Source organism: Acinetobacter sp. AND/436 (genome assembly GCF_049546925.1).
GTDB classification, from domain to species: domain Bacteria; phylum Pseudomonadota; class Gammaproteobacteria; order Pseudomonadales; family Moraxellaceae; genus Acinetobacter; species Acinetobacter indicus.
In genome coordinates this window covers 130248-155629 of sequence record NZ_JBMXBO010000001.1, presented here as the reverse complement: position 1 = coordinate 155629, position 25382 = coordinate 130248, and the positions used below count along the sequence as shown (strand labels likewise).

The 25382-nt window shown below is 45.6% G+C and carries 18 protein-coding genes; 5 read left to right on the top strand and 13 right to left on the bottom strand.

Features of this window, described 5'->3' with window-relative positions; translation table 11 throughout:
* Positions 1-60: 60 nt before the first annotated feature.
* From leuA to ACPEPR_RS00645, 5 genes are all read right to left on the bottom strand, one after another.
* On the bottom strand, positions 61-1758 hold the full coding sequence (gene leuA, locus ACPEPR_RS00665) for a 2-isopropylmalate synthase (protein ID WP_005180175.1): 1698 nt from the start codon (positions 1756-1758) through the stop codon (positions 61-63).
* Positions 1759-2013: 255 nt separating this feature from the next.
* Positions 2014-3126, bottom strand: a complete 1113-nt coding sequence (locus ACPEPR_RS00660) for an alpha-hydroxy acid oxidase (RefSeq protein ID WP_423561806.1) — start codon at positions 3124-3126, stop codon at positions 2014-2016.
* Positions 3123-3806, bottom strand: a complete 684-nt coding sequence (locus tag ACPEPR_RS00655; protein ID WP_127800432.1) for a Fe2+-dependent dioxygenase — start codon at positions 3804-3806, stop codon at positions 3123-3125. Before ACPEPR_RS00655 ends, ACPEPR_RS00660 begins: the two co-directional genes overlap by 4 nt.
* Positions 3807-3913: 107 nt before the next feature.
* Positions 3914-6148: a catecholate siderophore receptor Fiu gene (locus ACPEPR_RS00650; RefSeq protein ID WP_168395469.1), complete on the bottom strand. Its 2235-nt coding sequence runs from the start codon at positions 6146-6148 to the stop codon at positions 3914-3916.
* Positions 6149-6476: 328 nt separating this feature from the next.
* Positions 6477-8675 (bottom strand): TonB-dependent receptor domain-containing protein, encoded by a 2199-nt coding sequence (locus tag ACPEPR_RS00645; protein WP_104471602.1) that lies wholly within the window; start codon positions 8673-8675, stop codon positions 6477-6479.
* 245 nt (positions 8676-8920) lie between these two features.
* Here ACPEPR_RS00645 and tig point away from each other — a divergent pair, with 245 nt between their 5' ends.
* The 4 genes from tig (at position 8921) to ACPEPR_RS00625 (ending at position 13269) form a co-directional block, all read left to right on the top strand.
* Complete coding sequence (gene tig, locus ACPEPR_RS00640; protein ID WP_075167430.1) at positions 8921-10252, top strand: trigger factor; 1332 nt, start codon at positions 8921-8923, stop codon at positions 10250-10252.
* A 191-nt stretch (positions 10253-10443) separates the two neighbouring features.
* A complete protein-coding gene (clpP, locus tag ACPEPR_RS00635) occupies positions 10444-11049 on the top strand; it encodes an ATP-dependent Clp endopeptidase proteolytic subunit ClpP (protein ID WP_423561805.1) in 606 nt (201 codons plus the stop codon).
* A gap of 27 nt (positions 11050-11076) precedes the next feature.
* Complete coding sequence (gene clpX, locus ACPEPR_RS00630) at positions 11077-12387, top strand: ATP-dependent protease ATP-binding subunit ClpX (RefSeq protein ID WP_127800438.1); 1311 nt, start codon at positions 11077-11079, stop codon at positions 12385-12387.
* 168 nt (positions 12388-12555) lie between these two features.
* On the top strand, positions 12556-13269 hold the full coding sequence (locus tag ACPEPR_RS00625; RefSeq protein WP_423561803.1) for a DUF2846 domain-containing protein: 714 nt from the start codon (positions 12556-12558) through the stop codon (positions 13267-13269).
* Between the two features lie 72 nt (positions 13270-13341).
* Here the strand turns inward: ACPEPR_RS00625 and ACPEPR_RS00620 are convergent, their stop codons facing one another.
* The 6 genes from ACPEPR_RS00620 to ACPEPR_RS00595 form a co-directional block, all read right to left on the bottom strand.
* Positions 13342-14868, bottom strand: coding sequence for a fumarate hydratase (locus tag ACPEPR_RS00620; protein ID WP_423561802.1), 1527 nt, complete (start codon positions 14866-14868; stop codon positions 13342-13344).
* 524 nt (positions 14869-15392) lie between these two features.
* Positions 15393-15974, bottom strand: a complete 582-nt coding sequence (locus ACPEPR_RS00615) for a hypothetical protein (protein WP_005180155.1) — start codon at positions 15972-15974, stop codon at positions 15393-15395.
* A 118-nt stretch (positions 15975-16092) separates the two neighbouring features.
* A complete protein-coding gene (pta, locus tag ACPEPR_RS00610) occupies positions 16093-18231 on the bottom strand; it encodes a phosphate acetyltransferase (protein WP_168397478.1) in 2139 nt (712 codons plus the stop codon).
* A 50-nt stretch (positions 18232-18281) separates the two neighbouring features.
* Positions 18282-19502, bottom strand: a complete 1221-nt coding sequence (locus ACPEPR_RS00605) for an acetate/propionate family kinase (RefSeq protein ID WP_075167436.1) — start codon at positions 19500-19502, stop codon at positions 18282-18284.
* 314 nt (positions 19503-19816) lie between these two features.
* On the bottom strand, positions 19817-20221 hold the full coding sequence (locus ACPEPR_RS00600; RefSeq protein ID WP_005180148.1) for a hypothetical protein: 405 nt from the start codon (positions 20219-20221) through the stop codon (positions 19817-19819).
* A 115-nt stretch (positions 20222-20336) separates the two neighbouring features.
* Complete coding sequence (locus ACPEPR_RS00595; protein WP_075167437.1) at positions 20337-21602, bottom strand: glutamate-5-semialdehyde dehydrogenase; 1266 nt, start codon at positions 21600-21602, stop codon at positions 20337-20339.
* A gap of 307 nt (positions 21603-21909) precedes the next feature.
* Here ACPEPR_RS00595 and ACPEPR_RS00590 point away from each other — a divergent pair, with 307 nt between their 5' ends.
* Complete coding sequence (locus tag ACPEPR_RS00590) at positions 21910-23232, top strand: alpha/beta fold hydrolase (RefSeq protein ID WP_160240959.1); 1323 nt, start codon at positions 21910-21912, stop codon at positions 23230-23232.
* Positions 23233-23305: 73 nt separating this feature from the next.
* On the opposite strand, the gene ACPEPR_RS00585 is transcribed toward ACPEPR_RS00590, so the two are convergent.
* Both ACPEPR_RS00585 and nagZ read right to left on the bottom strand, forming a co-directional pair.
* Positions 23306-24160, bottom strand: a complete 855-nt coding sequence (locus ACPEPR_RS00585; protein WP_423561801.1) for a class I SAM-dependent methyltransferase — start codon at positions 24158-24160, stop codon at positions 23306-23308.
* A gap of 94 nt (positions 24161-24254) precedes the next feature.
* Positions 24255-25277, bottom strand: coding sequence for a beta-N-acetylhexosaminidase (gene nagZ / locus ACPEPR_RS00580; RefSeq protein ID WP_016658574.1), 1023 nt, complete (start codon positions 25275-25277; stop codon positions 24255-24257).
* Between the last annotated feature and the right edge of the window lie 105 nt (positions 25278-25382).

Below are 25382 nucleotides of genomic sequence, written 5' to 3'. Positions count from 1 at the left end.
TAGAATGAATAAATAAAAAGGATACCACTTGGGGTATCCTTTCTAAAGTACTTTATGTGCTTAAACGGCAGCAGCAACCAATTGTTCTTTGCTTAATACGCCCTGATCAATCAGACGGTTAGTGCTGGCAATAATGGCTTCAATGGATGAAGTCACAATGTTGTCATGCACCCCGGCACCAAAGGCAGATTTACCGGTACCTTTCACCTGCAACTCAACCAAGGCCAAGGCTTTGGCATTGGCACCCGAGCTGATGCCGCGTTCTTCATAGTTCAAGACATCAATTGGTAACTGCAAGGCATCCAAAATGGCCGAGATCGGACCGTTACCTTCACCGCGCAACTGCTGTGTCGAGCCATTCACCACCACTTCAAGTTCAATTACCTGTTTGCCATTGTCATCAGACAATTTATAGCTCTTGGCAGAATAATGTGAATCTTTGGCATCGACATAGGTTTGCTGGAACAATGACCAGATTTGCTGTGCTGAAATTTCAGTGCCTTCTTCATCGGTCACTTGCTGCACCACTTGCGAGAACTCGATTTGTACACGACGCGGCAACACCACGTTGTAGTTCGATTCTAACAAGTAAGCAATCCCGCCTTTACCTGACTGCGAGTTCACCCGAATCACGGCATCATAGTCACGGCCCAAGTCTTTCGGATCGATTGGCAAGTAAGGCATATCCCAGATTTCTTCGTTTTTCTGGTATTCAAAGCCTTTTTTAATCGCATCCTGGTGTGAACCCGAGAACGCCGTGAACACCAAATCACCGGCATATGGATGACGTGGATGCACAGGTAAACCGGTACATTCTTCTACGGTCGCAATAATTTCGTTGATGTTAGAGAAATCCAATTCTGGTGCCACGCCCTGGGTGTACATGTTCAAGGCAATTGCTGCCACGTCAACGTTACCGGTACGCTCGCCGTTACCAAACACACAACCTTCAACACGGTCAGCACCGGCCATAATCGCCAATTCAGAGGCAGCAATACCACAGCCACGGTCGTTATGACAGTGAACAGAGATGATCACCCCGTCACGACGTTTGATGTTGCGGTGCATCCACTCGACCTGGTCGGCATATACGTTTGGAGTCGAAACTTCTACAGTCGCAGGCAAGTTTAAGATGACTTTGTTTTCAGGAGAAGCTTCCCAGATTTCAGTCACGGCGTCACAGACATCTTTAGCCACTTCCAATTCGGTTGCGGTGAAACATTCCGGGCTGTACTGGAAAATCCAGTCCGTTTCAGGATATTGCGCTGCGTATTCTTTCACTTTTTCAGCAGCGTTAATGGCCAACTGTTTGGCACCCGCGACATCAACATTCAAGACTTTTTGACGGAAGGTTGGCGAGTTGGAGTTATAGATATGTACAATCGCGCGTTTTGCACCTTCCAATGCTTCAAAGGTACGCTGAATCAAATGGTCACGTGCCTGAACCAAAACCTCGATATACACATCATCTGGAATGTGGTTTTCTTCAATCAATTTACGGGTGAAATCGAAGTCAATTTGTGAAGCAGACGGGAAGCCAATTTCAATATGCTTAAAGCCAATTTTCACCAACATCTGGAACATTTTGAACTTCTGTTCAATGCTCATTGGTTCGAAAATTGCCTGGTTACCATCACGCAGGTCGGTGCTCATCCAGATAGGCGCTTTTGTAATTTCGTTATTCGGCCATTGACGGTCTGGCAAGTCAACACGTTGATACATGCGACGATATTTTTTACTTGGATCAGCCAACATCATGAGGTAACTCCTTGTGAAGCATGGGTTGCTTAAGCTTATAAAAAAGCAACGTACTACTTATATAGATGGTATCTATGGTATCAATTTACAAGCGTATTTCCGGAAAATATTAGGATCAGTCCACATTCTCAGAAAGAGTTGCTACCTGGCTGGTACCGTTCGCGGTCTTGCAAATTCCTAAGATAAATATAAGCCAACTGAAGTGGAAATTATTCTCTTAATCTGCATCATTAAAGGTTGTGGAGATAAAAAATTTCACTGGATCTGGTTTTTGTGAAAAATATAGCGATTATTGATCTCTTGCAGGCGCGCCGTTCCCATTAAAGCCATGGTCACTTCCAGTTCTTCCCGCAAAATTTTAATCACATGCGCCACACCTAACGCACCGGCTACTGCCAGACCATAAATATACGGCCGGCCAATCAGCACGGCGGATGCGCCCAAGGCCAGCGCCTTAAAAATATCGGAGCCGCGGCGGATGCCACCATCCAGCACTAAGGGAAAATTTGCCGGCAGTTGTGCGCGTATCATCTGTAGAGCTGTCAGTGGGCTAATGCAGTCATCTAGCACCCGGCCACCATGATTGGAAATGACCAGTCCCTGTACACCGTATTGCAATGCCAGTTGAGCATCTTCAGGATGCACAATGCCTTTGAGCAGCACCGGTAAAGACGTTTGCTGTACCAGCCAGGCGATATCTTCCCAGGTCGGTGCCTGTTGCATCAGACCATCAAACAGGGGATGTTGCTCTGGCCTGAGGATGGGGGATGTAAAGGAAGATAGATGCGGATGAGGCAGATGCGCCGGCACTTGAAAACCGGCCCGACGTTCACGGTCACGAACGCCGCTATGCGGTGAATCGACGGTCACCACAATGGCTTTAAACTGTTGTTGCTCTGCCAGTTGCACCAGTGCCAGCGATTGTTCGCGATTGCCTTGCCAATACAGCTGAAACCATTTAAGAGAGGTTGTTGGCGCAACTTCACGCAGATCGGTAGTACTTAAATGACTCAGGACCAGATTACTGCCCACTGCTTCTGCTGCGAGGGCAGTGGCTAGTTCACCCTGTGGATGAAACAGTTGCTGATGGCCAACCGGGGCGAGAAAAATTGGATGGGGAAATTCCTGCCCGAACAGTTCGCAGCGGGTATGGCCTTGGCTTAGGTCACGCAGCATTCTGGGCAGCAGTTGCAGCTGCTGAAACTGGTCCAGATTCTGTTGCAGGCTGCGCTCATCCATGGCGCCGCCTTGTAAATAGTGCCAGGTGGCCGGCGTTAAATGTTTGCTGGCCTGAGCTTCATAGTCAGCAATGGTTTGCAGATAGGCTGGAATCTGGGTAAGTGGCGGCAGTGGCTGGGCAGATGTCATAGTTCGCCCCATTGACGCAGCAGATTATGATAATGCGCGGTCAGTTGCAGCACTTGTTCATTATCGCCAAGTTGCTGACGCAGTTGGCCAATGGTCATATCCAGATTAAACAGCATGCTGCGCTGCCAGTCATCGCGAATCATGCTTTGTGCCCAGGTAAAGGCGGCAATGCGCCGCCCGGCAGTGACCGGTTCTACCCGGTGCAGGCTGGTGGCGGGATAGAGAATCACATCACCGGCATCCAGCTTGACTTCATGAGCCCCGTAAGTGTCTTCAATCACCAGTTCACCGCCCTGATATTCTTCCGGTTCAGACAAAAATAAGGTCATGGAAACATCAGTACGAATCAGCTGCTGATGTGCAGCCGAATAATGCACGGCGCTGTCGACATGATTGCCATACGTCCCTTGCTGCTGATAGCAGTTAAACATCGGCCGTAGAATATGTTTGGCTAAGGTCGCAGATTGTACCAGCGGATGCTGTCTCAGTGCCTGTTCAATCTGTTCAGCCAGCGCTGGATACACCGGATGCTGCGGGTCAAATTGCAGATTGTGTTTGCTTTTCTTGGCCTGTGGCCCGGCACTGTGCTGGCCATCAATCCAGGCGGTGTGCTGGTCGAGCTGCTGACGGATGTCAGCCACGGCCGCTTTACTGAGAACTTGAGGAACATGCAGCATCATGAGACTTGAATCATCCTTCAGGCAGAGCGCTGTCTGTCATCATAAAGCCAAATAAAAAATGAAGCAGCATTTCAGATAAATGCTGCTTCAACAGAACAAAATAAAACTTAGAACTTATAGTTAAAGGTCAGGCTGGCACTGCGCTCCTGACCAAGCGTCATACGCGAACCGCCGTTGTTCAAGGTGCTGATGTATTCTTCATCTGCCAGGTTATAGACATTCAGGTTCAGTGAGGCATTTTCATTGAACTGATAACCGGCCATGGCATCAAATACCACATAGCTTGGAATGCTTGGCATATTGGCTGGAGCAGTGCTGTCGGTGACGACACGTTTTTGCTCATCGACATAACGTGCACCCAGACCCAGTTTAAAGCCGGCAATGTCATAGGTGGTCCATAATGAGGCGGTCCATTCCGGTGACCAGCGCACGCTATCGGTACGGGTCATGACATTGTCACGGAAACTTTGCTGATCTTCCTGTTTGGTTTTCATATGCGCCACACCGGCAGAAATATTCCAGGCATCGGTAATCTGGCCGACTGCACTCAGCTCAACCCCATCGACAATAGTTTTACCTTCCTGGATGGATTCCTGGGTAATCGCATCCTGGGTAAACTGGTTTTCATTTTCCGTGCGATAGACTGCGGCATTCAGGGCTAGACGACCATCAAGCAGATCCCATTTGCTACCCAGTTCATAATGATGGGTTTCTTGCGGTTCTGCCGCTGCACTGTTAATGCCCGACTCAGACATTACAAAGTTGGCGCTGCCCGGTGGGGTTAAGGATTTGCCATAAGAGGCATAAACGCTGCTGTAAGCAGTTGGTTTGTACAGACCGCCAAGTTTCCAGCTCAGCAGGGTGTCATGCGCGCTGATATCTGAAGCTACAAGGGCATTTGTGCCGCGAGGTAAAGATAAGCCTTGATAGTCGGTTTCGTAATAATCTACCCGTACTCCACCGTTTAACTGGAAGCGTTCGCCAAACTTTAAGGTATCAAACAGATAAGCCGCAGCCGTCTGGGTTTCACCATCGCTATAAGCACCGTTATAGATCAGGTCGGCCATTGGATCATTGGGGTTTGGGTTATACAGGTTGGCTTCAGTGGTGGATACTGCAGGCTCATCCGGCATTTGGGTGGCCAGATTGCGGGTGTATTGCTGCTCTTTTAAAAATTCCAGGCCAGCTACCACATCATGTTCAATAGCACCGGTTTTCAGGTTCAAATTTAAAGTGGTCTGGTTGGCCAGAATTTTATTTTCCTGATCAACCCCCTGACGTGAACGGCTGATGGTCCAGTCGGCTGGATTGGTCGAATCATGTGCAGAAATGGTGTTAATCCCGGTCAGGACTCGGTTCATCTGGGTTTGACCCAAACGGGTGATATTAGTCAGTTTTAGATTATCTGCCAGATCACTTTCAATTTTCGCGGTGAACATGTCGGCATCGACATCTTCGTAGTCATTTACATGGCCATAATAGTTTTCACGATTAACCTTGCCAGCTTGGGCAATATCCGGATTGGCATTCCAGAAGCCTTCCATACCAATGGTTGGAATACCGCCGTCTGGAATATTACGCTGACGGACGTGTTGTGAATATAAATACAGGCGGGTCGGAGTATTCAGGCCAAAGGCAACAGATGGGGCAATGGCATAACTGTTGTTTTCGAGCACATCACGGCCTTGCACGCCGCCTTCTTGTCCCATGACATTGAGACGAAAAGCGGTATTGTCATTGATGGCCTGGTTGATATCGGCCGAGAGGCGGGCATTTTCTGCGGTATTGTAGCTGGCAGAGACTTCGCTGCTGTTTTGCAGATGTGGCAGTTTGCTGACCAGGTTGATATAACCGGATGCCGAACCACGACCGGCTTCGGCACCGGCCGGGCCTTTCACGACTTCAACCTGTTCCAGGTTAAATACATCGCGGCTGACTGCGCCCAAATCACGGATGCCATCGACATAGGTAGAGGTTTGGGTAGAGAAACCACGCATCTGGAAGGTATCACCAGCGCTGGTATTGCCGTTCTCACCCATTTGTAAGGTAATGCCCGGGGTATTGCGTAGCGCTTCGACCAGTGACGTCGCGCCTTGTTCTTTTAATAAGGTTTGATTAATAACAGAAACTGTTTGTGGGGTATCGACCAGTGGCTGGGTCTGTTTCGCGGAGCTGAGCTGATTGGTTTTATATTTATTTTCAGCCTGAGATTTCACCGTGATTTCAGGAAGCTGGGTGACTTCTTCGGTTGCTGTGGTTGCATGTGCCATGAGCGGCAGGGTGGCTGCAAGGGCAACGAATGATGCAGTGCGTTGATGTTTACGGCTCTTAATCTGTGCCATGGTGGTGTATTTCCTGATATGAATGACAAAATTCCCTTACCACAATGATTTGAGTGCGCAGTTCAAATGCAGAGTAATGATGGACTTATTGTATGTTGTATGCGTTCAATAAGTAATGCGAATTTTAGTGATAATAATTCTCAGTAACAATATGGAAGTTGGTTAAAACAAGCTAAACAATCAAGAAAATATTTATGGATTGCTCGCATTTAATGAAATAAATCAATAAGAATATTTGAATAATCGTATTTTTGATTTAATTTGATCGGTTTTAAGAATTAAAAAACCCTGCCGGGGCAGGGTTTTGGGTTCTTATGTGAAATCTGGATTAGAAGTCATAAGAGATAGATAACCAGTAGTTGCGGCCTGGGAGGTAAGTACCAGACATACCAGAGGCAATGTCTAAGTATTTGTAAGCAGTTGCGCTGGCGATAATTGGATTACCGTTCTTATCAGTTGAATCATATTGGTAGGTTTGATTGTCTTCAGTAAAATCTTTGTCTAATAAGTTATTTACCGCCATATTAATTCGGATCTGATCATTCACTGTATAACTTGCACCTAAGTTAAACACGTTATAGCCTGCAAATTTATCTCCAAAAATCAAAGACTCTTGATAGTCTGAAGAACCAAGTCCAGATGCTGGTGTTTTGGGTTGGGTCTGGAATCGGTCTTTACTTGAACGATATTCGTGTTGTAACCAGATATCTAAAGCAGGGTTAATATGCCAAGTCGAGGTCGTATTCAGCGCGTGTTTTGGTACGTTGCTGAAGTAAGCGCCTTTATTTTTACCTTTGGTGATCTCAGTTTCCATCAGCGTATAGGCTGTTTTAATATCCCATTCTGGCAATATTGAATAATTTAGGCTAACTTCTAAACCCTTTGTTTCAGCTTCATCTGCATTGGCACTTTGTGTGTATTCGGTCACACCTGTAGCTAAATTGGCACATTCAGGAGAGGCCGGGCAGTTGAATCGTGAAGATATAATTTTGTCTTCAATTTGGTTAAAGAAAGCTGTTGCAGTTAGATTTAATTGATCACTAGGTTGGAAATTAAAACCTAATTCATAGTTAATCGAAGTTTCAGGCTTTAAGTTTGAGTTGCCTAAAGTCGGAGTTTCACCTTGTCCGCTGTAGTTAATAATTCCGTCATGTAAAGCTTTTGGAGATGGAACTTTATAACCTGTACTCACACCACCTTTCACAGTGAAGATATCGTTGGTGTTCCAAACTAAGTAAGCACGTGGACTAAATTGTCCACCAAAACCTGAGTGATCTTCGTAACGTCCCCCAAAGGTAAAACGGAGATTATCTCGTAATGCCCACTCATCTTCTGCGTATAACGACCAAGAATCTTTAGAGAATTCTTGGCCAATACCTGCAATATCATCAGCAACTGTTGCATCTTTATATTCAGCACCTGCAGTCACGGTGTGATTTGCCAAAGGCATGACAATGTGTGAGTCAACAACTAAGTCTGTATTTTCTAAAGTACGATCTTGGCCTTCATATGCATTGTTTGGGAAGGTGCCATTAGGAATCGTACGGCCTATAGTTTCTGTTTCAGTATGGCTAACATAAGTTTTCCATTGACCAAAACTATAGTCACCATCATGTCCTACAGAAACTTGTGTACGGTTAAACTCTAATTCATCTTTATAGCCATTTGCTTTGTTAGGTTTATCAATATTACCTAAACGGTTGTCTTCATTTTTATATTTTTGACTGGAATGGAAGCCGTCTATCCATAAAGTATTTGTATCATTTAACTGGTAAGTAAGCTTAGCACCTGCATCATAATTGTCTGCTTTACTTGGGCGTGGATCACGACCTGTTGAGCCAGGTACTCGCTCTGAACGTTGACGGTCTAAATATGAGCCACGTAGTTGCATACCAAGTCGATCATTGATAATCGGACCATTAACAACAACGCTAGTTTTCCAGGAATCAGCTTCACCATTATGTTCCATTGCATTGCCACTAACCGTGACATTGCCATTCCATTCATTACTGACTTTTTTGGTGATGATGTTGATTACACCACCCATCGCTTCTGAGCCATAGCGGGTTGCCATTGGTCCACGGATGACCTCAATACGTTCAATTGATGAAAGAGGCGGTAAGTAACCATTTGATGATTCACCAAAACCATTAGGCGCAACATCAGAAGAGGTGGTTTGGCGACGTCCATCAATTAAAATCAAAGAATATTCGTTACCTAAACCGCGCATTTTAATATTTAAGCCGGAGGTTTTGCCTACACCATCACGAATATCAATACCAGGTACATCAACTAACAAATCAGCAATACTGGTGGCATTTTTCTTTTCAATATCTTCTTTTGTGACCACACTAATAGAAGCAGGTGCATTTTTAATATCTTGTTCAAAACCCGCCGCAGAGACCACAATCGTAGATAATTGATGTGTCGGGTCGGCTGTTGTTTCAGTGGTTGTATTTGCAAATGCGGAACTAGCAGAAATTCCAAGAATCGCGAGCGAAAGCGGGCGAAGGTTAAAGGTGCGCATAACCGAATTCCAGTATTGGGATATAAGAAGAATAGTTAAAAATATGAGTTAAAAACCATTGAATATTAATGATAGTACTTATCATTTGCAACAAATATTAGACAATAGATAAAAATAGCGAAGGGAATATGAAGAATTTAAGCCGAAAAATTGTTCTGATCGCTTGTTATTTTGTATATCTTTAAATGTTGTCATATAATATGGCACTTTTTTAAAAACTGTTATTACTAAATATCGAGGAAGCCATGCAAGTAACTTCTGAAGCGGTTTCGGGCGTTGCCCGTCGTTTAAATGTATCTGTACCGACGAGCCGTATTAACGAGCAGTTCGAAGCTCGCTTAAAACGCACAGCTAAAACTGCGAAGATTAACGGCTTCCGTCCAGGTAAAGTGCCTGTAAACGTTGTACGTCGTGAATATGGCGCGGGTATCTATCAAGAAGTTGTAAACGACATCATTCGTGACACCGTATTTGAAGCAATCCAACAAGAAAAAATCAATGCTGTTGGTATGCCAAATATTGAAAAAACTGAAATGAAAGACGACGCTTTAGTATATGAAGCGACTGTTGAAGTTTATCCAGAAGTTGAAGTGAAATTCGAAGGTCTGGAAGTTGAGCGTAAAGCATCTGAAGTTAGCGACAAAGATGTAGATCAAATGATCGAAAACCTGCAAAAGCAGCGCGCAACTTGGGCTGAAACCAAAGGCATGGCGAAAAAAGACATGCAAGTGACTTTTGATTTCGAAGGCACAGTAGATGGCGAGAAATTTGAAGGCGGTTCTGCTGAAGACTTCAAACTGGTATTAGGTTCTGGCCGTATGATTCCGGGCTTTGAAGACGGCATCGTGGGCATGAAAAAAGGTGAAGAGAAAGTTATTGATGTAACTTTCCCGGAAGACTACCAAGCTGAACAGCTGGCAGGTAAAGCAGCTCAGTTCAAAATCAATGTAAAACTGGTTGAAAAACAAAAGCTTCCAGAAGTTGATGCTGAATTCTTAAAAATCTTCGGTTTAACTGAAGAAGAAGGCGTTGAAAAGTTAAAAGCTGACGTTCGTAAAAACATGGAACGTGAAGTGAAAAACGGTCTTCGTAACCAGGTGAAAGGTGCAACGTTTGATGCGCTGGTTGCTGCGAACGAAATCGAAGTTCCAGAATCTATGGTTAAGCAAGAAATTGACCGTCAACGTCAACAAATGATCCAACAGTTCACGCAGCAGTTTGGTGCGCAAGGTGCGAAAGCATTTGACTCAAGCATGCTTCCAGACGAACTGTTCAAAGAACAAGCTGAAAAATCTGTAAAACTTGGCGTATTGGTGAGCAAAGTTTTAGCAGACGCGAAACTTGAAGTGGATGCTGCACGTGTTGATGCTTACATCGAAGACATGGCATCTTCTTATGAAGATCCAAACGAAGTAATTGAATACTTCAAAAATGACAAACAGCAACGTGCTCAAATTGAAGCAGTTGTGTTAGAAGACCAGGTGGTTGATCACATTCTTGCAGCTGCAAAAGTGACTGACAAACAAGTCAGCTACGAAGACTTATTGAAAGAGCAACAAGCTCGTCAACAAGGCTAATTTCAGCTGAAGTAAAAAAGGCGCCTAAGGCGCCTTTTTTATATAATATAAAAACTTGGATGGTTTTAAAGTTTACAAAGCTTATGCAAAAAATATCCATGAATTGTGGGTGAATATTTTGCAATTTAGATGATTATCCCTCATATTGTGATCATGGGTGAACTCACAAGAATTTAGGAATAAATAAACGTATGTATGTTCCATCAATTGATAACGCATTGGTTCCAGTAGTCGTTGAGCAATCATCTCGTGGTGAGCGTTCTTTTGATATTTATTCACGTCTTTTGCGTGAACGGGTGATTTTTTTAACGGGTGAGGTTGAAGACAACATGGCCAACTTGATTGTGGCGCAAATGTTGTTTTTAGAAGCAGAGAACCCAGATAAGGATATTCATTTATACATTAACTCGCCAGGCGGCTCAGTCACAGCCGGTATGGCGATTTATGACACCATGCAGTTTATCAAGCCAGATGTGGTGACTTACTGTATGGGTCAGGCAGCGTCCATGGGTGCATTCCTGCTGAATGCCGGTGCCAAAGGCAAACGTTACTGCCTGGAAAATGCCCGGGTCATGATTCACCAGCCTTTAGGCGGTTTCCGTGGTCAGGCTTCTGATATTGAAATTCATGCGCGTGAAATCCTGCTCATTAAAGAGCGCTTGAACCGTTTGATGGCAGAGCACAGTGGCCAGGACTATGAAAAAGTGGCCAAAGATACCGACCGTGATAACTTTATGACTGCACAGCAGGCCAAAGAATACGGTTTAGTGGACGAAGTGTTATCTAAGCGTCCATAAGTTTTAAAGATTTAAATTGGAGAGAATATGTCCGAACATCCTCAAGGACAAAAACATTGTTCATTTTGCGGTAAAACGCAGTCTGAAGTCGGGAAGCTGATTGCAGGCGAGGACGCATATATCTGTAATGAATGTGTGGACGTATGCCTGGATCTGGTTCAGACCAGTCAACAAGTTGAGTCGAGTGACTGGGCCGCCCGTCCGTTGCCAAAACCGCATGAAATTCGCGCTGCACTGGATCAATATGTGATTGGTCAGGACCTGGCGAAAAAGACCTTATCGGTGGCAGTTTATAACCACTATAAGCGTTTGAAAGTCACGCATAACGGTCAGAAAACCAATGATGCAGTCGAAATTGCCAAAAGTAATATCCTGCTGGTGGGTCCAACCGGTTCGGGTAAAACCTTATTGGCACAGACCTTAGCGCGTTTGCTGGATGTTCCATTTGCCATGGCCGATGCCACCACCTTAACCGAAGCCGGTTATGTGGGGGAAGATGTAGAAAACATCGTGCAGAAGCTGCTGCAAAAAGCCGATTACGATGTCGAAAAGGCGCAAAAAGGCATTATCTATATCGATGAAATCGACAAGATTACCCGTAAGTCTGAAAACCCGTCGATTACCCGTGATGTATCGGGCGAGGGTGTGCAGCAGGCCTTGCTGAAAATGATTGAAGGCACAGTGGCGTCTATTCCGCCGCAGGGTGGCCGCAAGCATCCGCAGCAGGAATTTATCCAGATTGATACTTCCAACATCCTGTTTATCTGTGGTGGTGCATTCTCGGGTCTAGAGAAAATTGTGCAGCAACGTCAGGAAAAAGGTGGTATTGGCTTTACCGCTGAAGTACGTAACAAGGATGAAAGTAAAAAGCTGTCTGAACTGTTCCGTCAGGTTGAAGCAACAGATTTGGTGAAATTCGGTTTAATTCCGGAATTTATTGGCCGTTTGCCAGTCATTGCAACGCTGGATGAGCTGGATGAAGAAGCATTAATGCAGATTCTGACCGAGCCGAAGAATGCCTTGACGCGTCAATACGAATATCTGTTCGAGATGGAAAATGTCGACCTGATCTTTGATGATGCCGCATTACGTGCAGTGGCGAAAAAAGCCTTGGAGCGTAATACAGGTGCGCGTGGTCTGCGTTCAATTCTGGAAAATGCCTTGCTTGAAATCATGTATGACTTGCCAAGTCGTAGTGATGTAGGCACGGTCATCATCACTGAAGCAGTGATTAATGGTCAGGCCAAGCCAGAATTAAAAGCGGAACGTCAAAGCAAAGAAGCTGTGGTAGAACAGCCGAAAGCCGATTTAAAAGTCGTGAATTCAAAAACGGCTTAAGACGCTATTCGTCAGAAACGTGCGGAAATCAACGGTTTTCGCACGTTTTTTATTTGAAAAAATAAGACAGAGTGCTAATCTCTGCATCAGGGCCTGGATGCCCAACCCAATAAAAATATTGAAAAAGTGTTAAGTGTAAAAATAAAAACGAAGGAATGAGGGATGTTCATGCGTGCTATATCAATCGTATTTCTGGCTGTCGCATTGGCTGGCTGTCATGGGAAGTCGTCAACCGAGGCGCAACTGCCGCCCACCTCTACGTTAAAAGCTATTGATCAGAACGAAAAGCTGAGTTTGCTGGAACAGTACCGCTTTGGCATGTTTACCATTGGCGGTTGGGTCAATCAGAAATTAGGCCAGCGCTTTCAAGCCATTCAGCCGCAGCATGATCAGGCCGCCGTGGTGTATTTATATCGTCCGGATTCACGCTGGAACCGTCAGGAAATTGTAGCCTCCAGCCTATTTATCAATAGCGAACGCATTCCAAGCCTGCTGCATAATCATTATTACTGGATTGAATTGCCTGCCGGGGATTATCGTTTATCTACCAGCCGTCCTTTAGGTGTGCAGCATTTCCAAAAGCCGAAGTATCTGGATTTTTCCGTTGAAGCAGGCAAGTCCTATTTTATTAAATATGATGAAGAAAATAGCAGTACCCGCCGCACGATTTCTGGTCCCTTAATCATGATGCCGGAAACGGTAGGCCTCAATGAAATTGCTTTTACTCAATTGAAATCGCACAGTTATAATTTTGTGGCTGAAGACCAGAGCACCGGTAAAATTCGCTCTAAGGCACAAAAAATCAAACATGCCGATTATGACCCGGCCAGCGATGTGCAGTTGACTAAGCCATTTAAATTGTGGGACCCACGCACCTGGTAAAAATGCTTGAATCGAGAAATAAAAAAAAGCACCCAGATTTGGGTGCTTTTTTAATCGCTTCAACAGCATTCATTAGCCAGCAGCGGCATCAACCACTGGAATCTTGCCAATTTTAGCTTGCCAGATTTTTGGTGCAGTCGCGTGTACAGAAGTACCGTTTACGTCAACTGCGACAGATACAGGCATGTCTTTTACTACAAACTTGTAGATCGCTTCCATACCCAAGTCTTCAAAAGCAACTACTTCAGCTTCGCGGATTGCTTTAGATACCAGGTACGCAGCACCACCGACAGCCATCAGGTACGTTGCTTTGTTGTCTTTAATCGCTTCAATAGCCGCAGGACCACGGTCTGCTTTACCAATCATGCCATAAAGGCCAGTCGCTTCTAACACCTGACGAGTGAACTTGTCCATACGAGTCGCTGTTGTTGGACCTGCAGGACCAACCACTTCATCACCCACTGGATCAACAGGACCTACGTAGTAGATGAACTTGCCTTTTAAATCAACCGGTAATTCTTCACCATTGTTGAGCATGTCAACCATACGTTTGTGTGCAGCATCACGGCCGGTATAGATGGTACCGTTTAGCAGCAGTGTATCGCCTGGCTGCCAAGAGTTCATTTCTTCTTGGGTGATGTTGTCGAGGTCAACACGTTTAGACGAAGATGAGTCCCAAGTAACTTCAGGATAATCTTCAAGACGTGGTGCCTGAATATGGGCAACGCCTGAACCATTTAAAGTGAAGTGTGCGTGACGCGTTGCAGCACAGTTTGGAATCATACCGACTGGTTTGCCCGCAGCGTGACAAGGGTAATCTTTAATCTTGATGTCAAGTACAGTGGTTAAACCGCCCAGACCTTGTGCACCAATACCCAGCGCGTTTACTTTTTCGAAGATTTCAATACGAAGTTCTTCAAGTTTATTTTGTGGACCACGACGAAGCAGTTCGTCCATGTTGATCTCTTCCATGAGTGCTTCTTTGGCCAGCATCATGGCTTTTTCGGCAGTACCACCGATCCCGATACCGAGCATACCTGGTGGACACCAGCCTGCACCCATGGTTGGAACAGTTTTCAGTACCCAGTCTACGATAGAGTCAGATGGGTTAAGCATTGCCAGTTTAGATTTGTTTTCTGAACCGCCACCTTTGGCTGCAACAGTAATGTCGACTTTGTTGCCTGGAACCAGTTTGTGGTAGATCACCGCAGGGGTGTTGTCTTTGGTGTTCTTACGACCAAATGCAGGGTCAGCAAGTACAGATGCACGAAGGACGTTTGAGTTTTCTAGGTAACCTTGACGCACACCTTCATTAATCGCGTCGTCTAAGCTCATTGTTAAATCAAATTTAACATCCATGCCCACTTCAACGAATACGTTGACGATACCGGTATCTTGACAGATTGGGCGGTGACCCTCTGCACACATACGAGAGTTAATTAAGATTTGTGCAATCGCATCTTTTGCAGCTTTGTTTTCTTCACGGTCATACGCACGGCTCATCGCTTGGATGAAATCTTGTGGGTGATAGTAAGAAATGAACTGAAGCGCATCTTTAACCGATGTGATCAAGTCATCTTGCTTGATAATAGTTGTCATATCAAAATTCTCTTGAGCGGGCTGATAGCTAGCGGGCTAAATTATAAGACAAAATGACGGCATTGTGGGCGTTTTAGAAGTGGATTGGCCGAAAGTTTATAGTGGTGCTTTTACACGGGATTTTGGGTGATTTTTACTGTATTTGGCGGGTGGTTTTGTCATATTTGAGCTGAAATTAATGTCATATTACAGCTTAAATTTAGATAAAATTTTATTAAGTTGTTGAATTTTAATTATTTAATAAAATTTAAATATTTCAACTTTGTCATATAACTGTCATAAAACTTTCGCATAATTGTCACATCCAAAAACGAGACCTTAAAGATGACAACAGGTATTTTGATGGTTGCGGGCTTTTGTGTATATATCGCTGCAACTTGGATGTATGGCCAAAAAGAAGATCAAGCTTAAGCTTTATCTTCTTTTTTCATTTTAGGCTGATAAAAATAATATTTTTCTCAATTCTCAATTCTCAATTCTCAATTCTCAATTCTCAATTCTCAAAATTTGTTTATAGCTTTGCTTTATCCTCCTTTAAAGAAGGCAAGTTCTAAAGCTCGATATGCTGAAATCTGATAACCCACTTTGTCTTGCATTAAACGATAAAAACTTTCAAAAACCGCCTCATTTTTTAATTCGTCCAGAAGCGTTAGATATTCCAGATAAGTTTCAGGACGTTTAAATGCGAAGTTATGGGGTTCGTTGCCGCTTAAGAATCTAAATACACGGCTATCCCAAATCGCATAGTGTTCAGGATGAATAAAGTGCAACAATTTAGATACACCGACAAGAGAGTTATTGAATGCACTTTTGAGTGTTTGAAGTTCTGGTACTGTTAATTGATGACCTTGTTTTGCTTTGTTAAATATTTTGATCAGATCATCTGCTGCAGTTAAATCAATTTTTTTCAAAATAGTCGGCATCCACGAATAGGTAAAGCTGATGCCGATAACAATGTCATCCAGGGTGAGTACATCTGTTTTTTTGAAATAATTTAAAAAATGGGAATACGCAATGAGATAATTTTCTTGCTCTTTGTCAAATTGATTGGCGATTTCAAAGATCTGTTTAAAAACTTCGTTGTTATTTTTTAATGTTAAAGGCATGTGATTACCACCTAACCTATACGGAAAATGAGATGTATTTGATACGTCTGGTCTAAATTAAAAAACCACCCTATCTTTCGACAGGGTGGGTGAAGCGGAGCTTGTTAAAAACAGTTGTTTAAGCAGACTGCTGTTCAGCCTGAATTGCAGTGAGTGCAATGGTAAACACAATATCATCGACCAATGCACCGCGTGACAGGTCATTTACCGGCTTGTTCAAACCTTGCAACATTGGGCCAACACTCACCACATTGGCAGAGCGTTGTACTGCTTTATAAGTGGTATTACCCGTGTTCAGATCAGGGAAAATAAACACATTGGCACGACCAGCCACCTGAGAGTTTGGCGCTTTAGAACGACCAACGCTTTCAACCGATGCAGCATCGTATTGCAGCGGGCCATCAATCAGCAGGTCTGGACGGCGCTGTCTGGCAATTTCAGTCGCTTGCGCTACTTTTTCTACATCGGCACCGGCACCTGAAGTTCCGGTTGAGTAAGAGATCATGGCAATACGCGGGTCAATACCAAAGGCTTTGGCCGAGTCAGCAGATTGAATGGCAATTTCAGCCAGTTGTTCTGCATCCGGGTCCGGGTTAATCGCACAGTCACCATACACATAAACTTCATCTGGCAGCAGCATAAAGAACACTGAAGATACCAGTGAATATTCAGGTGCAGTTTTAATCAGCTGGAAGGCCGGACGTACGGTATTGGCCGTGGTATGTACTGCACCTGAAACTAAGCCATCAACCTGATCCAGTGCCAGCATCATGGTACCTAAAACCACCGTATCCTGAAGCTGTTCGCGTGCCTGTAATTCGTTAAGTTTGCCTTTACGCAGCTCAACCATTTTCTCGACATAGTTTTCGCGAATCAGATCCGGATCAATAATTTCTAAGTCATGCGGCAATTCAATACCACGGGCTTTGGCCACTTCAACTACGGCTTCAGGTTTGGCCAGCAAGATACAGTGCGCAATACCACGCGATTGGCAGATGGCCGCAGCCTGAACTGTACGTGGCTCATCACCTTCAGGTAAAACAATGCGTTTTTTCGCTGCAATTGATTTTTGTACAAGCTCATGACGGAAGGCAGAAGGCGATAAACGTGGGCTATGCGCACCGCTAATCAGCGAGTTTAACCATTGCGGATCAATATGGCTGGACACAAAACGGGTCACCTGTTCGGCGCGTTCAATATCATCGACCGGAATTTCGTTACCGAAAGTCGAGAGCTGTTGCGCCGTTTCAAAGGTGGTTAAAGGGGTATGTAATACTGGCAAACCTTGCTTGATGGCAGTTTGACAGAAATTTAAGGCCTGCTCATTCGGTTGATGCTGCTCGGTTAAGACTAAGCCTGCTAAAGGAATACCGTTGCTGTTGGCCAGGCTGCTGGCTAGAAGCACATCGGTACGGTCAGCTGCGGTAATAATCAGTTCGCCGGCCACAAATTTGTGCAGTTCATGCTCGATATTCGAAGTAATCAGGCTGCTGTGTAAAACACGACGTGTATTGGCTTCGCCTTCATGAATCCACTGGGCAGAAATATGCGCCGCCAGATCAGACAGGCGCGGCACGCTCAGGGTATTACTAAATGGTACCAAACCAATCACTGGCAGTTTTTCTGTGCCAATGTAGCTATAAGTTTGCTGAATGCTGGCCACAAACTTGCTGGTATCTGACAGTAAACGCAGGTTTGGATCAATCGTCACAGGAATTTGCGCAGAATCTTCTGGCAAACCTTTGGTACGCATAAACAGCACACCGCGTAAACGGTTCGATTCTGCACCACCGAAGTTACGAATCTGGTGTTCAATTCGTTCAGCAGAACGAAGCGGATTGTTGATGTCGGCACCGCTGACAATCACTACCTGTGCATCTAGGGCTTGAGCCAGCAGGGCATTCAGGTCATCTGCGAAGCTGTCACGGAAATTCGGTAACAGGCCTTCGACAATAATCAGGTCATGCTGTTTGGCCACTTGGCGGTGTAAGCGAACCGCTTCTTCCAGCAATTCATCTTGCTGGTCATGGCTTAGTTGATGCACCACCTGTGCATAAGGAATGGGTTGAACCGTTTTGGTTTTAGAGACATGCTCAAACAGCGCTGTCGTCCGTTCGTTTTCAGGCTGTAATTCTTGAGAGAAAGGTTTGACGAAACCGGGTTTAATGCCCTGGCATTCCAAAGCATACACCAGACCTAAACATGCAGATGTTAGACCAACACCTTCTCCAGTTGGGACAAGTAGAATTGTTTTCATAAGGTATTATTCAAATCAGCCAAAAGTAAACAGGGTAAAACTGCGATTGCTTAAGCAATCGCAGTTTCTAATTCAGACTTTTTTGCCGGAGTTGCTCCCAACTCAGACTCCACCACCGCGCTGGTTTCTTTGGCGATACGGCCTTCTTCATCGGTTGGAACTACCCAGATTTGTGGACCGGTACCGTTATCGATACGACCTTCGGTGCCACGTTTCAGGCTGTCATTCTTCTCTTTGCTAAAGTTAAAGCCGAAGTGTGGTAAGTAAGACAGGGTTTTTTCACGGATATAAGCCGAGTTTTCACCAATACCACCTGTGAAGAACAGGCCATCTAGACGCGGTAAGCCACAGCTTAAGGCTGCTAAAGATTTCGCTAAACGGTAGCAGAATACTTCAATGGCCAGGGTTGCATCTTCATTGCCTTGTTCAGAAGCTTCAATCAGGGTACGCATATCGTTAGAGAGGCCAGATAAACCGAGTAGACCGCTTTGGCTGTTCAGCATCTTGTCAATTTTGTAGATATCCCAACCCAGGTTGCTGGCCAGGAAAGTGTGTAAAGATGGATCTACATCACCACTACGGGTACCCATCACCAGACCTTCAAGTGGGGTAAGGCCCATAGACGTATCTACACTTTCACCGTTCCAGATGGCACAGGTCGAGCTACCATTGCCCAGGTGCGCTGTTAACCAGCCGCCTTGTTTCAGGCTGCCGGCAAGTTCTGAACCACGTTCAGAAACATAGGCATGGCTGGTGCCGTGGAAGCCGTAACGACGTACGTTATGATCGGTGTACAGGAATTTTGGCACAGCATAACGATAAGCATGTGCTGGCATGGTCTGGTGGAATGCGGTATCAAATACAGCAACCTGAGGTAATTCAGGGAATAAACGCATGGTCGCTTCAATGCCTACCAGGTGCGCCGGGTTATGTAACGGTGCCAGTGGGGTTGCTTCACGAATGCGTTGAATAATTTCTGGGGTTAAGCGCTCGGCTTTGGTCAAGCTGCCGCCATGTACCACACGGTGGCCAATCGCTTGAGGATTGTATTGTGACAAGCGCGATAAAATAGTTTCTAAGGCTTTTTCATGATCTGCATGCGGAATAGAAAGTTCGAGCGGTTCACCTCCGACAGTGATCCCTTTAATACGTGCCTCGGCAGATCCTAAATTTTCAGCCAAACCAAAAATACGGTCTTCGCGACGTTCAGAAACAAGCGCGTATTTAATTGAAGAAGATCCGCAGTTAATTACTAATACAGTTGTAGACACGTTGTTTTACCCGAATTCTAATTGAAATATTTGTATCCCGTATTGATCTGCACCTGTTCCAACACGGTGCAATCTTGATCAATAACTAATTTTTATCATGGGATGGGTATCGCTTCTAGATAGACTTTAGGAGATTAGACTTAAGCACTATCGACCCTTTTGGGAATAATAACTAAAATTTATCGGTTGATAGATTTCATTTATTAATAAAATAGTAGTCATGTCCAGTCGCGTTGTTCTTCTGTTTACCATAACACGCCTTGAATCAAAGCATGTGACAGAACTGTTTGAAAATATTTCTTATTCCTTCATATTTAAGGTTTCTGATACTTCATTTCCGACCAGCGCACAATCACATAGGCAAATAGCGCCACCATAAAAAATACCAGCATCATCCAGGCCAAGCCTTGCAGGGTTTCAATTAAGGTGCGGTAAATTTCCAGAAACCAGCGTTCCTGCGTCAGTTCAATAATAATTTTCTGGTCGTTTTCGCTATAGGTGAGCGGGGTAATGTATTTTTCCATGTCATAAATCCGGATTCCGGAGGAAGTCCCGACCACCATGCCGGCAAATTTGGTATATCTGGCCCAGGCTTCATGAATCGGATCATGAATAATACGCGCCAGAATACGGTTAATGGAACTGGAAAAAATACGCATCACCACAAATGACACCAGCAGTGCCAGAACAAATGTGGTCACAATTAAATAATAGAACATTGTCCACCTCTTATTCTCATTCTTAAGACAGTGTACGGTGGAATAGACAGGGAAAACAGCATAAAAATGTTCAGCCTCCGCAAAGGCTGAACATTCATATCTTTAGAAAAGTGAGTTATTGGCGAATCTGGCCATCTCCAAACACGACCCATTTTTGCGAGGTCAGACCTTCCAGACCGACTGGGCCGCGGGTGTGGATTTTATCGGTAGAAATACCAATTTCAGCCCCTAAACCGTATTCAAAGCCATCGGCAAAGCGGGTAGAGGCGTTAATCATCACTGAACTGGAATCAACACGGGCCAGGAACTGACGCGCCAGACTGAAGTTTTCAGTAATAATGGCATCGGTATGGTGTGAGCCATATTTATTGATATGGGTAATCGCTTCATCCAGACCCGACACCACTTTAATGGCCAGAACCGGACCAAGATATTCGGTATACCAGTCGTCTTCGGTAGCCGTTTGAACGCTGTCGCCTAAAATACGCTGGGTTTCGGCGCAGCCACGGAGCTCGACCTGTTTTTCCGCATACAGCTCGGCAATGCGCGGTAAAAACTCATCTGCAATGGCTTCATCCACCAACAAGGTTTCCATGGCATTACAGACGCCATAACGATGGGTTTTGGCATTCAGGGCAATCGGTAGGGCTTTTTGCAAGTCAGCCTGTGCTTCGACAAAGACATGACAGTTACCATCCAGATGTTTAATTACCGGAATACGGGCTTCATTGGTGATGCGCTCGATTAAGCCTTTGCCGCCACGTGGCACAATCACATCGACATATTCCGACATGGTAATTAACTGGCCTACAGCGGCACGATCTGGGGTATTGATGACCTGTACCGCCGTTTCTGGCAAGCCTGCGGTTTTCAGACCGTGCTGAATGGCTTCGGCAATGGCTTTATTCGATTCCAGCGCTTCTGAACCACCACGTAAAATAATGGCATTGCCTGATTTTAGCGCCAGCGAAGCTGCTTCTAAGGTCACGTTCGGACGGGATTCATAAATCATGCCGACCACGCCTAAAGGCACACGCATTTTGCCAATCTGAATACCCGACGGACGATAGGCCATATCGGTAATTTCACCAATTGGGTCAAGCAGGCCAATCACATCTTTCAGGCCCTGTAACATGCCTTTAAAGCGCGGGGGAGTCAGTTCTAAGCGATCAAGCAGGGCGCTATCCAGATTGTTGTTGCGACCTTTGGTCATATCAATCTGGTTGGCAGCTAAAATTGCTGTTTCACTGTTTTCAAGCGCAGTGTAAATAGCAGATAAAGCATGGTTTTTTGTTTGGGTAGAAGCACTTGCCAGAACTGCGGAAGCTTGGCGCGCTTGTTGTCCTACCGTTTGCATATATTGTTCAATAGACTCGTGCATAGCGGTTTGATCACTTAGAAATTTCTCCTCGATATTAACAGTCTAGGTCGGGACAATGAAGCAGTTTGATGGAATTTTCCGCAGGAAAGCCGGAAAAGCGCTAAACATTTTGAAATTGTTTCCTGTTTAAAAGCAGACAAGTGGTTGCAGAAGAGGTTGCGTGTCAAAACGACACCTGTATAGAATGAAACACGATGGACATTGAAGTCATACAAATAACAATGAAAGAGCAGGATGCGATTTTTGCTCAATTTTAGAAATCATCTCTTGCACAATAAAAATAAGCGCGAGAATGGAGGAAAGGAATATGAATTCCATTATCCAAATGGACTCGGAAGTCGGGCAGTCAAGTGCTCACTTTGGTTTTTTTGATCTTTACGATAAGCACAGTTTCAAACAGCCAGCGCGTACAACCTGGATTGACGGTTGGAAGATTGAATACATGGCGATTGCTCGCCCAGACACCTTGCACATGACGCCGATGGTGATTATCGGGGGCGCTTTTCAGAATTTTAACTCCTATAAATACTGTGTTGAACAACTGTTTGATGCCGGCCCGATTATCCTGATTGATTTACCTTCCATGGGCGCCAACCAGCAAATCAGCAATGTCGATACTGGCATATCTGCCGGTACGCTGGAGCTGGAAGATCTGGCAGCCATGCTCGGTCGCTGGCTGGATATTGTTGGCTTGAGTCAGGTCGCGGTATTGGGCATGTCCCTCGGTTCGGTGGTGGCCTCTTGCCTGGCGCATCAGCGTCCGGAACTGATAGACCGCATGATTCTGATGGGTGTCATGCAAAAGACCCGGAAAAGCTGGCGTATGCTGCTGGAAGAATCGCTGCATTTAATGAAAGAGCAGCGCATGGATGAGTTTGGTCAGGCGGTAATTTTATATCTAGTCAATCATGCCAAGCTGGAAGCGACCCGCATGTCGCCAACCGCCAAGCGGCTGTTCTTCCGGCAGATGGCCGAATTCACCGCCACCGAACAGGAACGCTATGATATCAATTGTAATCGTCTGCTGCGCCTGACTCACGTTCCTATTCCGCAGTGCAAGGTGCTGGTGGCCTGTGGTCAGTATGACAGTTTTACCTTGCCACATGAAAATGCCAATTTTGCCTTGCAATGTCCGGACATGGAATTTGCCATGATTGCCAATGCCGACCATGTGCCGCAGTTGCAGCGCCGTAAAGAAACCATGCGCCTGTTTGCCACCTTCTTAAGAGATGAACCAATTCAGTCGCTAGAAGGTATTATCCCCATGACCCGTGCCCAGCTCTTGACCATGGAGCGCCGTGGAGAAGAACGCATTGCTGTACAACAGCCATTTAGTCAGTTAACGCACCGTCATTCCGATTTAAGCTTTGCCACGGAAATTGTCGATCTGAACTTTTTTGGCGTATTGCTACGTTTTGAAGACGGACAGGCAGAACGGGCTGCGCAGTATGAGCGTGATTTGGCCCTGACACTCCAAGATGAAGAGGGTAGTTTCCAGATTGAGTGCCTGATTTTTGAAGTGCAGGATCAGCAGATTCGCGCTTTATTAAAACATGGCAGCTTTGATATTGCCGAGCGTTTGCTGCGTTATATCCAGCGTCAAAAAGGTTGTCTGGCAGCAATTGCCTAAATTGAGGTATCTAAAAATAAAACAGCGCAAAGGCGCTGTTTTTTTATGGGCTGATGAGGCTCAGAACTCTCTTTTAGGCACTGGGCTGTTTATGGCAGGCGTGCAGCACCCAGACAATATCACCCAAATGTTCTTCAGGGGCGGGCAGGTCCGGAGTGTGGAAATAGTGCTGCGGCTGCAGAATATCGACCCGCTCAAAACCGCTGGCTTTAACAAAGTCACGGACTTCACCCGGACTTTGAAAATGAAAACTAAAGGCGCTGCGAGACATGACTTTCAGTAATTTACTGCTGGTCCACATAAAGCTGGCCAGTTTGTTTTTCACCGGTTCAGGATAAATATCACTCAAGTAATGCAGTTCCTGAAAATGTTGTCCATATTGATAAATCCCATGCAGCAGTTTGCTGAGCATCGGCTTGTCGAAATAATTGATTAAGCCTTCACTAATAATTACCAGCGGTTGCTGCGGGTCAAAATGCTGAAAAATCTGGGCAAATTCTTCACTGAAAATATCGGCACTCAAGACTTCCGGTGCCTGCTGGTCCAGTTGTTGCAAGGCGGCGGTTTTCACCCTGGCCATATCCGGTAAATCCAGCTCGCGGTAATTCAGTTCCGGATATTTCTGGCGGAAATTCCAGCTCCGTGGGGACAGGCCGCAGGCAATTTCCAGCACCTGGGTACGAGGATTGCGGGCAATCAGCTCGGTCAGTTGCTGGTCAATAATGGTGTGGCGTTCTTTCAGGGTGGTGCGCATACTGCCACCGACATATTTTTCGGCCCAGCTTTCCAGCGGATGGACCAATTTGGCCAGAAACTTGCCTTTTGAAGTAGCAAATACCGGATGCGAGATGCCCATTTGAAACCAGATATAGCCGGTATAGTGGGCAGTAAAGGATATATGGCGATGTTCGGAAAGCGGTTGGCTCATGCAAGGTCCTCTATTCTTTTTATTTATTCGGGGTGGATTTATGTATTTGCATCATAAAGAAAAAGGAACAGCTTGTCCTGTTCCTTTGTCGGTATTACTGGCCGCTGTCTTTAAAGCGGACAATACGGTCGCGTACTGCTTGCCATTCCGGGCCGAGCTCGAGTACATCACCGATCTGAATTTCTGGAATCTGGCCACGCATACGGGCTAAACGGGCCTGATTTGGTAACGGTAAATCCTGAATGCCGTCCAGTGCCAGACAGGCGGCGGCACGGTCATTACAGACCAGTCCCATATCACAACCGGCGTTTAAGGCCGCTTGAATGCGGGCATCGGCACCACCTGCCACACAGGCGGCCTGCATGCTTAAATCATCCGAGAACAGCACGCCATCAAAATTCAGCTGTTGACGTAGCACGGTCTGAATCCAGTACGGAGAGAAACCGGCCGGGTTCGGATCGACCTGATCATAAATTACATGCGCAGGCATTAGGGCATCCAGTTGGGCTTGCAGCTGGATAAAGCTTTGCATGTCTTTTTGCTGAATCTCTGCATAAGAACGTGAATCAATCGCAGCAGCCACATGCGAATCGGCCTTGACCGAGCCATGACCGGGGAAATGCTTGCCGGTGGTGGCCATACCAGCGCGCTGCATGCCACTTAAGAAGGCGCGTGCCAGTACGATAATATCGTCCATATTGCGGGCAAAACTGCGGTCGCCAATGACATCGCTGATGTCATTTAAATCCAGCACCGGGGCAAAACTGAAATCAATACCGACCGCTAATACTTCGGTGGCCATCAGCCAGCCGCACTGTTCAGCCAGCTCGACCGCCAGTTCCGGCTGCTGCTGATACAGCTCGCCAAAACGGCCCATGGCCGGCAGTAGGGTGAAACCCTGTTTTAAACGCTGCACCCGGCCGCCTTCCTGATCGACTGCAATTAAAATATCCGGACGTACCTGACGCATATGATCGGTCAGGGCGCGTACCTGCCGCGGTGATTCGATATTTCGACCAAATAAAATGACGCCACCGACTTGCGGAGCTTGTAAGAGTTGAATATCTTCTTGAGTAAGTGCTGTGCCAGCGATGTCGAGCATCAATGCGCCAATCATATCGGTTCCGGATTCAAATTTTTATCGAAAAACAATACCTGAATTCTGCAATGATTTGCTACATTTTGTCAGCACAGAATATGATAAAACTACACGACATAAACA

Bases quoted from the DNA above. Each gene is read 5' to 3' on its own strand.
- ACPEPR_RS00585 (WP_423561801.1), bottom strand. From the start codon at position 24,160: ATGAGCCAACCGCTTTCCGAACATCGCCATATATCCTTTACTGCCCAC.
- tig (WP_075167430.1), top strand. From the start codon at position 8,921: ATGCAAGTAACTTCTGAAGCGGTTTCGGGCGTTGCCCGTCGTTTAAAT.
- ACPEPR_RS00590 (WP_160240959.1), top strand. From the start codon at position 21,910: ATGAATTCCATTATCCAAATGGACTCGGAAGTCGGGCAGTCAAGTGCT.
- leuA (WP_005180175.1), bottom strand. From the start codon at position 1,758: ATGATGTTGGCTGATCCAAGTAAAAAATATCGTCGCATGTATCAACGT.
- ACPEPR_RS00655 (WP_127800432.1), bottom strand. From the start codon at position 3,806: ATGATGCTGCATGTTCCTCAAGTTCTCAGTAAAGCGGCCGTGGCTGAC.
- ACPEPR_RS00595 (WP_075167437.1), bottom strand. From the start codon at position 21,602: ATGCACGAGTCTATTGAACAATATATGCAAACGGTAGGACAACAAGCG.
- nagZ (WP_016658574.1), bottom strand. From the start codon at position 25,277: ATGATTGGCGCATTGATGCTCGACATCGCTGGCACAGCACTTACTCAA.
- pta (WP_168397478.1), bottom strand. From the start codon at position 18,231: ATGAAAACAATTCTACTTGTCCCAACTGGAGAAGGTGTTGGTCTAACA.
- ACPEPR_RS00645 (WP_104471602.1), bottom strand. From the start codon at position 8,675: ATGCGCACCTTTAACCTTCGCCCGCTTTCGCTCGCGATTCTTGGAATT.
- clpP (WP_423561805.1), top strand. From the start codon at position 10,444: ATGTATGTTCCATCAATTGATAACGCATTGGTTCCAGTAGTCGTTGAG.
- ACPEPR_RS00660 (WP_423561806.1), bottom strand. From the start codon at position 3,126: ATGACATCTGCCCAGCCACTGCCGCCACTTACCCAGATTCCAGCCTAT.
- clpX (WP_127800438.1), top strand. From the start codon at position 11,077: ATGTCCGAACATCCTCAAGGACAAAAACATTGTTCATTTTGCGGTAAA.
- ACPEPR_RS00650 (WP_168395469.1), bottom strand. From the start codon at position 6,148: ATGGCACAGATTAAGAGCCGTAAACATCAACGCACTGCATCATTCGTT.
- ACPEPR_RS00615 (WP_005180155.1), bottom strand. From the start codon at position 15,974: ATGCCTTTAACATTAAAAAATAACAACGAAGTTTTTAAACAGATCTTT.
- ACPEPR_RS00620 (WP_423561802.1), bottom strand. From the start codon at position 14,868: ATGACAACTATTATCAAGCAAGATGACTTGATCACATCGGTTAAAGAT.
- ACPEPR_RS00600 (WP_005180148.1), bottom strand. From the start codon at position 20,221: ATGTTCTATTATTTAATTGTGACCACATTTGTTCTGGCACTGCTGGTG.
- ACPEPR_RS00625 (WP_423561803.1), top strand. From the start codon at position 12,556: ATGCGTGCTATATCAATCGTATTTCTGGCTGTCGCATTGGCTGGCTGT.